The organism is Desulfitispora alkaliphila (genome assembly GCF_050433185.1).
GTDB lineage: Bacteria > Bacillota > Desulfitisporia > Desulfitisporales > Desulfitisporaceae > Desulfitispora > Desulfitispora alkaliphila.
The window spans coordinates 1-10,612 of the sequence record NZ_JBNPXS010000060.1; the positions used below are offsets into that span (position 1 = coordinate 1).

Genomic DNA, 10,612 nt, shown 5'->3' on the forward strand with positions numbered 1-10,612 from the left:
TGGACACCCTTGTCATTGGCTAGTGGTTCCCACTACCAAGCCCACAGCGGACTTTCACCGCCAAGTTACCGCCCGTGCCGGGCACACATAAAAAGTGAGGTGGGCTTATACCCACCTCACTTTTTAGTCCTAGTTTTTTGGGAAGATAAGGATTAACTTAAACAGATCTCCGTCGATGTGAATTGTCATTTGTCCATTTTGCAGTTCTACCAAATCTCTTGCTATGGCTAGCCCCAAGCCTGAGCCATCCGTGTTTCTAGATTTACCCCCTCGGGTGAAGCGCTCGGTTATTTTTACCACTAGCTTCTGTTATTTCTTCTTTTAAAATGAAGAGAGACAAGCTATTTGCTTTTGGGGTATGTGGAATATGTGATAATAGTCGAAAAAGACCTTCTCTTTTGAGAAATAGGACTTTTGATATAAAAAAATAATAAATCAAGGAGGATACTGGAAACTTTTGTAGAAAAACCATTTAAGCATAATGTAATTAAACACACAAGAGGAGTTAAAACAATAATGCAAATAACTTTTATTCAATGGGTTCTTCAAACTATACCAGAAACCTTAGCTACAGCAGCATTAGTATTAGCCTTGGCAGGCCAAAGGCTTGAAATAAAGAAAATCCTATTTATAGGCTTAACGATAGCAGTAATAACCTATGCAACAAGGTTGTTACCGATTTCCTTTGGTGTTCACACGATAATTATAATTGTATGTTATGCGATTTTGCTCAACTGGAAATATAAAATAAAATTTGGCAAAGGTGTATTATTTTCCTTAATTCCGCTGATTGCTTTAGCTGTTCTTGAGGCAATATTTGTACTTACATACCTTGAAATTTCTGGATTGACATTTGAAGAATTAATCAATCAGCCAAAATTAATGGTTATAGTAGGTTGGCCTCAGATAGTAGTATTATTTCTTTTGTCTTTTGTAATCAATGGAAATAAATTTAGTGATAGTTATTGAAAGGTGAATTAGATTATGAAGCGATATGTGGGACAAAATACAGCTGAACGACTTGGAGATATTGTTGGGTTAAACAATGAAGACAAAGAGGTAATTGCTTATGGACTGGAGCAAGTTATTTCAAATTCTTTTACCATTGCAATAACTTTGTTAGTGGGATTTTTTATGGGCGTTTTATTGGAAGTTGTAACAATAATTTTATGTTTAGCATTAGCGAGACGTTTAGTAGGAGGTGCTCACTGTACTACTCCTTGGCGATGCGCAGTTGCTAGCTGTTTCCTCATTACAATAACTGCACTAGTTTCTAAATTACTTTGTCTAATGGTATCGGCAACCTTATTAATTATTTTATTCTTTACAGGAGCAATAGTGATAACCTGGATCTGGGCACCTAATGATAGTGAAAAAAAACCAATTAATGATGTTAAAAAGCGTAAAAGATTGCGCTTGCATGCGTTAACTATAGAAGTTATTTTAGCTTTTGTTTTTATAGTTATTGCTAAAAATAGTGAAACTTATCAGTTATTAGCTGTTGCTGGGGCAGGAGGAGTTGCTACTATGTCATTTACCGCCACACCTTTGGGCCATAAATTAATGGCAAGATTTGATAAATTTTTAGGGGGCTTTTTTTACAAAAAAGGGAGGTGAAATGATATGAAACGTATTTCAATATGGTTAGCAGGTGCAATAGTAGGTATTTTAACAGTAGTAGCTAACGCTGGGGCAGCATCGGCTAGTCAAATGCTTTTTTATGAGTCAGATGTGCCAAAAAAATTGCGCCGTTAGTAAAGGAATAAGGGGTAAAATAAGATGCAAAACTGGCAAAAAGAAAGGAATGAGAAACTTTTAGATCTATTTTTTGGAACTCATATAGTTGCATATCTAATAACTATATCTACTTTGAGTTCCTATAAATCTGTAAGTTTTTCATTTGGCAACTATATTATATTCTCATTTTTTTTAATAGTTGCAGCAACATTTATTTTATTAGATTACTATTTTCACAACAGGGTTAGTAAAAATGAATATTTAAAGAAGTGGAATATAATCAAGTATGTAGTGATGCTGACCTTGATTACTGTTATTTTCATTGAGGACCAAGGAAAACTCTTAGGCCCGTTTATAATAATTTATATGCTGCCAGTTATATTAGCATGTATTTCTTTAGGTCGTAACTGGGGTTTCATCTTCGCCGGGGCTGCAGTAGGTATTATTTTAGTTCTCTTATTGAACCAAAATAATTTTCTTTTGGAACAGCAAGTGTTTGAAATAGGGTTAGTTTTTACTGGAGTAATTTTTTTAGTAGCATGGTTTTTAGGTAGTATTATAGAAGTAGAAAAAATAACTACTAATCACTTAGCTAAAATGGCCAGTCATGATGATTTGACTGGCCTACCTAATCACAGATCCTTTCAGGAGCAATTACAAACTCAAGTGGACTTAGCATTTGAAACACAAAGTTCTTTTTCATTGATACTTATTGATATAGACTTTTTCAAAGTATACAACGATTCCTATGGACATACCCAAGGAGATTTATTACTAAAAGAAATAAGCAATTTATTTATAAAAAAAGTTCCTTCACATGCAGTTGTAGCTCGCTACGGTGGTGAGGAGTTTGCCATTATTCTTCCTAATGCTAGCGAGGGTGAGGCCATTATAATTGCAGAGAGTTTACGTCAGGCTGTCCTTAAACACGAGTTTTCTGGGGAAATTTGCTTACCTTATGAAAAGTTGACAATTTCTGTTGGTATCGCTAGTATGCCTAAACACGGTAAGAATAAGCAAGAACTGTTAGAAGCTGCAGATGAGGCTCTATACAGTAGTAAATTCACTGGTCGTAACAAAGTTCGTACTTATCTTTCTGTTTTAGAGCGTTTGGGTCAGGCAGCAGGAGACAATGATAAAGAATTAATTAACTCACTAAGAACCTTAATGACTGTAATTAATGCTAAGGATAAGTATACTTATGGTCATTCAGATAGAGTAGCATATTATGCAAAGCTTATTGGTGTACAACTTAAAATGACTGAAGAAAAGTTAAGAATGCTGGAATTTGGGTCTTTCTTACATGACCTAGGGAAAGTGGAGATACCTAGAGAAATTTTAAATAAGAAGGGATCTCTTTCACAAGGGGAATGGAACATAATGAAACAACACTCTTGTTGGGGTGCTGAGATGATTAAGTCGTCTCAGACCTTAAAGTCCATTGTACCAATGGTATTGTATCATCATGAGAATTATGATGGATCTGGTTATCCTGAAGGTATAAAAGGTGAAGATATACCACTATTTGCAAGAGTTTTAAGGGTTGTAGATAGTTTTGATGCTATGACTACTTATAGACCATACCATAAACCTTTTACTAAGGAAGATGCGTTAAAGGATATCTATGAAAAAAGAGGATCATTTTATGATCCTGAAATAGTAGATGCGTTTATAGCTGCTATAAATAAGGAAGAAAAAGTAAGATAGAGCCCGAGGGCTCTATTTTTAATACAGACAGAGTTAGTTTAAAAACACACTTGGATAAGCTGCCTAAGCTCAAAGTTAAAAGTAAATTTATAAAGCAACCTTTTTTTCACACTTTTCCCTCGGGATTAATACACTATATTGACTAAGGTAAAGGAGGGAAAGACATTGACTAGAAAGGGAAATATAACTAGGTTTTTTCCTGGAAGCAACACCAGACATGGGTTTTATTCATTTTATGACTCGGTGCTTGCTAATCTAGATCGAGTTTTTGTACTAAAGGGTGGGCCAGGGACTGGAAAGTCTACTCTAGTTAAGCGTATAGGCTTAGTGCTTGCCGATAGGGGCTATGACATTGAGTACTTATGCTGTTCTTCAGACACAGGCTCACTAGATGGGGTAATTGTACCTGAGCTTAAAGTGGGCATTGTGGATGGCACTGCACCCCATGAAGGGAGTTCCTAAACAAATAATAATTAAAAAAATAAGGGACAAGCTATCTACTTTTAAAAAGGATACAAAATGAACATACTGAAAGTGTTAGAAACTTATGAGGAGCTGATATACTTGAACGATTTAGATGTATTGGTTATGGAAAAGCTGGTTGATCTTAGAAAAAGAGCAATAGATTCGCTGTTAGAAAAGCATCCACATATCTTTTCTGCCTTAAACAAGTTTTTTGCAAAGGATGAAAACTCAGCAGGGTTGCAAGTAACAGAGAATGGTAAGCTGATTGGAGAATACACATTTATCTTGGATGGTCTCTATATTAAAGAGGTTAAAGCCGGTGAGCTATCCGCTGAATTAAACCTGCCATTCATGAAAATAAAGCCCTATGGGATTATTGAAAAAAGTGTGCTAGAAAGAATGCTCCAGGATGAGCAAGAGGTCATTGAAAAGCCTTTTACAACTATGAAGAAGTACATGCCTGATGTGACGATTAAATTCTTAAGGTAGCTGACAAAAGCATCGATTCATTATCTCGGGGTATAATAAGTTATATAATGTCAGTTGCAGGAGGTAATGAACATGGAAGACCGTTTTGTACAGGGTTCCATTGCGGGCTTAATAGCTGGAATTGCAATGAATATTGTAAACTTAATATTAGTTATGGTGTTTTCTTTTGGAGAAGACTTACTAGTAAATTACGCTGCAGAAATGCTTTTAGGTAGTACTCCGGGATTTCTTTTTGAATATATAATATCTTTCGTTGCGCATATAGTATGGACAATGCTTTTAGGGATCCTTTTTGCTTATATGATATTGATAGTTGATAGCTCATACATGTTATATAAGAGTTGGTTTTTTTCAATAACAACTTGGTTTTTACTGTATTCAGTAGGAATTCTATTTGAAGTTCCACTGCTAGAAGTAACTTCAGTATCTACAGCTACCTCTAATATGATTACTAGTAGTGTATACGGATTACTATTAGGATATATTTTTATGCGTTTATCACATAACCCCGAATAGAGCCTAGAGGCTCTATTTTTTGTTTGCAATAGTAAAACATACTTGCGAAACTTTTGTTCGAATAATATACTAAATATTGTCGCATTATTTAGCAAAGGAGATGCAGCAAATGACAACCAATATTTTTAACAAGAAAAAACTAGTAGTACTTTTATTGCTCTTATCAACTTTTTTCTTTATATTTGGATGCAGTAGTGCTAGTGTAGAATCAGATGTGGAAGTAGATGTTACTGGGGATTTAAAGGTTTACTTTTTAGATGTAGATCAAGGTGATTCCACATTACTAAAAGGTCCAGATTTTACAATCTTGATAGATGCTGGACGGCATGACAGAGACGATGTTGTACCGTATTTACGAAATGCAGGTGTAGAAGCAATAGATATATTAATCGCAACTCATCCTCATGCGGACCACATCGGGCAGATGGAAAAAGTGTTAGAAAACTTTCCTGTAAGCGAAGTTTGGATGTGTGGTAATGTTCACACCTCTAGAACCTTTGAAAGGTTTGTGGATGCTGTTGCAGATAGTGGCGCTGATTACCACGAACCTAGAGTAGGCGAAGAGTACCAGGTAGGCTCTTTAGACATGATAGTTATTCATCCCCAGGAGCTAACAGGAGATTTAAATGATGATTCAATTAGTGTGAAAGCAACTTATGGAGATATATCCTTTATCTTTACTGGCGATGCTGAGCGCACTGGAGAAAGAGCCATGGTGGATTTAGGAGTAAACTTACAAGCTGATATCCTGAAGCTGGGACACCATGGTTCAAGTACAAGTAGTCAAGGATTTTTCTTAGATAAGGTTCAACCACAGGCGGGCATATACTCAGCTGGGGCAGATAATTCTTATGGACACCCGCACGATGAGGTGATACAAAGATTGCAGGACAGAGGTATAGATATTTATGGTACTGATGTTCACGGTACTATAAAGATTATAACAGACGGCAATACATACAGGATTAAAATGGATAGAGAGGGCGATTTTTTTCCTAAGCATAATACGAGCGAGCATTTAGAGGAAGATAAAGTCGAAAATAGCACTGAATATTTAGCAGCGGAAACAACGGATAAAGTAAATATCAATACAGCTAGTATAGAAGAGTTAGTTAACATAGCTCACATTGGCCCTGAAAGAGCAGAACAAATTATCCAGTTACGACCTTTTACATCTTTAGAGGAATTAATTCAAATAGATGGAATTGGACAAGGAAGGCTTGACGAAATTATAGAAGAAGGAATGGCTATTGTTGAGTAACTTTTTTGTATTGGAGGAGAGGGACCATGAAAGCAGTAATTGATGAAATTACAGAAGGTAAAGCAGTCTTGCTTGTAGGTGCAGAGGAACAGGAGTATGTAATAGATGCTAGCCTATTGCCAAAAGAAGCAAAAGAAAGGGACTGGCTGCAGGTCAAGCTAACAAATGATGATGTAGTAAGCATAAGTCTTGACCAAGAGGAGACAGGTAAAGTAAAGAGTAGAGTTGAGGATAAGCTAGCTAAGCTTAAAGCTAAGGGTGGAAGTAAATTTAGGAAGTGACTAGATAGCAGTCACTTCCTAAATAAAGATTACTATATTAGCTTTAAGTATAAGTCTAAGCTTCTATTTAATGACTTTGCAATTAACTGAAAAAAGTCATCAAACTCATTCCTTGTATGAGCTTTATCCAAGGCATTATAATAATCAATTCGTTCTTCTTTTTTTATTATAGATGGAGGGTATCCATTTTTCATTAGTTCAAGGTTAAGTAGTAGTCTAGCAGTTCTACCATTACCATCCACAAAAGGATGAATTTTTACAAACTCTATATGGAGAAGGGAACTTCTTTCCATTACATGTAGCTTAGGGCCCTCTTCATAATACCAATTTATTAATTCTTCCATTTGAGCAGGTACCGATACATAATGGGGTGGAGTATGCTTAGCGCCACTGATAAGTACATTTTCTTTTCTATATACTCCGGCGTTGTCATCATCAATACCCTTTAAGATTAACCTATGAATATTTTTAATTTGCCATTCAGAAAAGGTTTCTTGCAGTTTAATTATATCTTCTAAATATAGTATCGCTTCCTTATGATTAATAGCTTCAAGGTGTTCATTTAGGGTTTTGCCCCCAATGGTAATTCCTTCGAGGACTACCTTGGTTTCTGAAAGTGTAAGGGTATTACCTTCAATAGCATTAGAGTTATATGTCCAATCTAAGAGGATACTTTCTCTAATGCTTTTTAAAGTATTGGGAGGCAAGGGTCTTTTCTGGTCTATTAAATTCTTTTTTTGTTCAATCTGCTTAAACATTTAAGTTTCCTCCATCTCATACATAGATAATCCTATTATAATATTAATTGGTATTTATTACAAATGTAAAATCAACAACAATAAAACTGAATAAATTAATAGAGGTGAAGAAGCTATACCCTTTCAAGAAGGGTATTTTTATTTGGCTACTTTCAAAGACAAAGGGTAATAGGAAAAATGGCTTGCGAAGCCAAGTGTTTAGGTTTTAACACTATAGGGCTATTAAAGACAAAAGAAACCCCTGTAGAAGTTCTAACTGAAAAGGTAGCACAGTATATACTCAAACACTTGAGTCAAAATTTCGATTATGTAGTAATTGATATAGGGCCCGAAAATCATGGAGTACTTGGTACATCTCTTAGTGCAGCAAACAAAGCTTTCCTAGTAGTAGATTATGATATATCTACTATCAGTATTATTTTGTCAATAGCGATGATTATGAAATCCATAAGTCACCAGTAAAAAACATTCAAAAGCTAAAGGTCCCTTACAAAATACCAATAATACTACAGGAAAGACAAGCAGAAACGCTATTAGACGGAATTCTAGTACTAGGTTTTTATGCTGCAAGAGATCATGCCATTTTTAGCACATTTCTTTTTACTGCAATAAGAGTGTCTGAGCTCATAAATCTAAAAATAAATGATTTAGATTTTGAAGATAATTTAATATTGATACGGGATGGAAAGGGTGGCAAAGATCGGGTTGTTCCAATGATACCGAGGCTAAAAGCTACACTGCAACATTACCTAAACACAGGAGTAGTTATGAAGAAAACTAAGAAAGGAAAACTGGGAGCAGACAGAAGCCAGTCAGGAAGAGATCTATTTGTATCTCCAGAAAAGGGTGATGAAGCCTGGTTATTTTTAAATAAAAACGGTGACAAGTTCTCAGACAAAGGAATAAGCTATCTGTTTAAAGAGTATGCCCAAAAACTAGGCATATATGAAAAAGGGATGAGCTTACATGCACTGAGAAGGAGCTGCTTGACCTACTTATACAAAGAGGGAGTAGACCTGTTGAGCTTAAAGAAATTTCAGGTCACTCCCAAGTACAGACACTTGAACATTATATAGCGGTTGATAAAACAAAGGTGCAAAAAGCAATGAATAAACATCCCTTGGCAAACCAAGGGATTGACCCTAAATTGATAAAGTTGATACGGGGAAGAATAAGAATATAGTCGATAAATGTCGGAATGTTTCAAGAGGAGTATCCATTTATTTAGGGAATAAAAAAACAGAATGAATATATAAGCGTAGGTTTTCATGAGAACAAATAGGGGAATTATTAACATGATGGAACTTTAGTGAATATGAAATTGTAGACATTCCAATGGTTTTCAAAAAGAGACATTAAATGTAAATTATTTGATGTTAGTACTACTATTAAATATTAATACTAAAACAAAAGTTATATGTAATAACCCTATTCGTTGAGCCGTCCGTCCATGGGCGGCAAGTTTAAAACACCTTAATAAAAATCAGGAAGTGATTGTTATGAAAAAAAATATGCTGCTGCTTGTATCATTAGCTTTGATATTTTCGCTGGCAGGGTGCAACTTTACATATACAAATGATAATAACAGTAAAAAGGCAGACGAAGCTGCTAATCTGGAAGCAAAAAGCTTTGAAGAAATTAAAGCTGAGTTGGAAAGTATAGGTTTTAAAACAGAAATGAAAAAAATGGCGGCACTAAATGATATAACGAATGAAAGATTAGAGTTTGTCTTATCAATATCTGAATTGGGTGAGTACAAGTATATCCATTTTGAGTTTCCAGGCGACGCTATTGGAGGTAATTTAAAAGAAACGATAATAGCCATTGATAGTAGAGATATAATGCTGATTGATACTATGGAATCAGAAGGCGTGGAAATGTATTCTGAAGGAGTAGTTTGGAAAGTGGGTTATGAAAAAGGACTAGATAACTACTGGCTAGGGTTTTATATAAAGTCAAGAAACAATGACCTAGATTTTAACGGAGAATTAACATTAAGTCATGGGGATTATCATTGGAGAGGGAATTATTAAGGGAGGTTTTCGCTATACCTCCGTCCATGGCGCTGATTAATCAAGTACAATTTGGGGGCTCTTATTACACAGTAGGTGGATGATGTGACATATGGAAGGAGATAAAACTTTAATCTTTGAAAAATCATAAATTATTGAAAAACCCAGGAGCATATTTGCGCGCGAATGCTCCTTTTTTATTAAAAAAATTGAGGAGGTTTTAAAATGTTTAAATGATTTGCAACTAGACTAATGCTAGTTGTTTTTTTATTACCACGATATTATTTACATTAAACTATAACTTGAAGATGCCTTCCTGAAGAGGTTTATAATAGCCTAATGGATGAAGATGAAGCAATCGATTAAGAAGATTGCCTTCTCTGTTTGATAAAGTTGGTAAAAATTGAGTGTTAGCAGAATCACTGTCTGGAAGTGTGCGAGAGAAGAAGAACTACTGCCATTCTAGAAATTCCGCTAAGGCAATTCAGAGTGCTTATGCAAAAGAAAAGGGAACATTAACTTATCTCCTTACAAAATACACCAAGTATACTATGAAAATATATATCAAAAAATATACCAGGAGTGCAAAGTTGTTTTAATAATTAGAAGTCTGTAGTTGCAACGATCCTAAACGATAGTATTCGCAAGGAAGCCATAGCTCTGAGAAGGAGGTTTTTTAATGGACAGGTTTTTCAGGGGTTTAGTAGCTGGAATATCTGGTGGCATAGTGATGAATATTTGGAGTTTTATTTCGTTTGATATACTAAATTTTACCCAACTCCGATTTATTGACTGGAGTGCTATTTTTATTTTTGGCGATAGGCCACAGAGCATTATTGAAAGTTTAATAGCTTTAGTTACACAAATTGCTTGGAGTGGATTCTTAGGGATAGTTTTAGCTTATCTAATGCCTCTATTTACCTCAAGAGGATATATTATTAAAGCGATTTATTTTGGATTTATCACTGGTTTTATGATGTATGCAATACCTGTTATGTTTAATATTCAATTTCTCGAGACTACTACAACTGGGACGGCAGCATCTAATATGATTGGTGGTATTCTCTGGGGTTTAACTGCAGCAATAGTTCTTAAATATCTTGATACTTCGCCTCAGTTAAAGTCTTGATTTACGACTAAATGACTTGAAAACAATATTAGCTCTAGTTGCTGTATTTTGCTTTGCAAAATAGAGAAATATGAAAATGTGTAATAGTAGACTTAAAAAAATACTCAAACTCTTCAAGTAAATTCCTTATGACTATGGGAAAGGGAAAATAATAAATGGAGGGATAGCGTGAAAAATAAGGTAGCTTGGAATAAACAAGGGCACACTTAATAAAGGTCTTTTAGGACCCCAAAAAATGAACGTAGTTTAAGCCACAG

At 35.1% G+C, this 10,612-nt stretch carries 14 protein-coding genes and 1 pseudogene; 13 read left to right on the forward strand and 2 right to left on the reverse strand.

From position 1 onward, the window contains the following. Positions 1–129: 129 nt before the first annotated feature. Positions 130–291 (reverse strand): annotated as a pseudogene (locus GGQ84_RS14545) (ATP-binding protein); the annotation flags it as partial. Between the two features lie 225 nt (positions 292–516). On the opposite strand from GGQ84_RS14545, the gene GGQ84_RS14550 reads away from it, so the two are divergent. From GGQ84_RS14550 to GGQ84_RS14590, 9 genes are all read left to right on the forward strand, one after another. After that, on the forward strand, positions 517–969 hold the full coding sequence (locus tag GGQ84_RS14550) for a hypothetical protein (protein WP_429163533.1): 453 nt from the start codon (positions 517–519) through the stop codon (positions 967–969). Between the two features lie 27 nt (positions 970–996). Beyond that, complete coding sequence (locus GGQ84_RS14555) at positions 997–1,617, forward strand: accessory gene regulator ArgB-like protein (protein WP_429163534.1); 621 nt, start codon at positions 997–999, stop codon at positions 1,615–1,617. 6 nt (positions 1,618–1,623) lie between these two features. After that, a complete protein-coding gene (locus tag GGQ84_RS14560; RefSeq protein ID WP_429163535.1) occupies positions 1,624–1,755 on the forward strand; it encodes a cyclic lactone autoinducer peptide in 132 nt (43 codons plus the stop codon). 24 nt (positions 1,756–1,779) lie between these two features. After that, a complete protein-coding gene (locus GGQ84_RS14565; RefSeq protein WP_429163536.1) occupies positions 1,780–3,444 on the forward strand; it encodes a bifunctional diguanylate cyclase/phosphohydrolase in 1,665 nt (554 codons plus the stop codon). A gap of 165 nt (positions 3,445–3,609) precedes the next feature. Beyond that, positions 3,610–3,906 (forward strand): ATPase, encoded by a 297-nt coding sequence (locus GGQ84_RS14570; RefSeq protein ID WP_429163537.1) that lies wholly within the window; start codon positions 3,610–3,612, stop codon positions 3,904–3,906. A 57-nt stretch (positions 3,907–3,963) separates the two neighbouring features. Further along, complete coding sequence (locus GGQ84_RS14575) at positions 3,964–4,398, forward strand: hypothetical protein (RefSeq protein ID WP_429163538.1); 435 nt, start codon at positions 3,964–3,966, stop codon at positions 4,396–4,398. A gap of 72 nt (positions 4,399–4,470) precedes the next feature. Further along, positions 4,471–4,914 (forward strand): hypothetical protein, encoded by a 444-nt coding sequence (locus tag GGQ84_RS14580; RefSeq protein ID WP_429163539.1) that lies wholly within the window; start codon positions 4,471–4,473, stop codon positions 4,912–4,914. A gap of 109 nt (positions 4,915–5,023) precedes the next feature. Next, positions 5,024–6,175: an MBL fold metallo-hydrolase gene (locus tag GGQ84_RS14585; protein WP_429163540.1), complete on the forward strand. Its 1,152-nt coding sequence runs from the start codon at positions 5,024–5,026 to the stop codon at positions 6,173–6,175. A gap of 26 nt (positions 6,176–6,201) precedes the next feature. Then, positions 6,202–6,456, forward strand: a complete 255-nt coding sequence (locus tag GGQ84_RS14590; RefSeq protein ID WP_429163541.1) for a DUF3006 domain-containing protein — start codon at positions 6,202–6,204, stop codon at positions 6,454–6,456. Between the two features lie 32 nt (positions 6,457–6,488). Here the strand turns inward: GGQ84_RS14590 and GGQ84_RS14595 are convergent, their stop codons facing one another. Continuing rightward, a complete protein-coding gene (locus GGQ84_RS14595) occupies positions 6,489–7,214 on the reverse strand; it encodes a Fic family protein (protein ID WP_429163542.1) in 726 nt (241 codons plus the stop codon). Positions 7,215–7,391: 177 nt separating this feature from the next. Between GGQ84_RS14595 and GGQ84_RS14600 the strand changes: the two genes are divergently transcribed. The 4 genes from GGQ84_RS14600 to GGQ84_RS14615 all read left to right on the forward strand — a co-directional run bounded on the left by GGQ84_RS14600 (position 7,392) and on the right by GGQ84_RS14615 (position 10,355). Then, positions 7,392–7,676 (forward strand): hypothetical protein, encoded by a 285-nt coding sequence (locus GGQ84_RS14600; RefSeq protein WP_429163543.1) that lies wholly within the window; start codon positions 7,392–7,394, stop codon positions 7,674–7,676. A gap of 41 nt (positions 7,677–7,717) precedes the next feature. Continuing rightward, the gene (locus GGQ84_RS14605) at positions 7,718–8,290 is read left to right on the forward strand and encodes a tyrosine-type recombinase/integrase (RefSeq protein WP_429163546.1); all 573 of its coding nucleotides are present in this window, start codon (positions 7,718–7,720) and stop codon (positions 8,288–8,290) included. Positions 8,291–8,713: 423 nt separating this feature from the next. After that, positions 8,714–9,247 carry a hypothetical protein gene (locus GGQ84_RS14610; protein WP_429163544.1) on the forward strand — a complete coding sequence of 178 codons (534 nt, stop codon included), beginning with the start codon at positions 8,714–8,716 and terminating at the stop codon, positions 9,245–9,247. Positions 9,248–9,905: 658 nt separating this feature from the next. Further along, positions 9,906–10,355 (forward strand): hypothetical protein, encoded by a 450-nt coding sequence (locus tag GGQ84_RS14615; RefSeq protein ID WP_429163545.1) that lies wholly within the window; start codon positions 9,906–9,908, stop codon positions 10,353–10,355. Positions 10,356–10,612 lie beyond the last annotated feature (257 nt).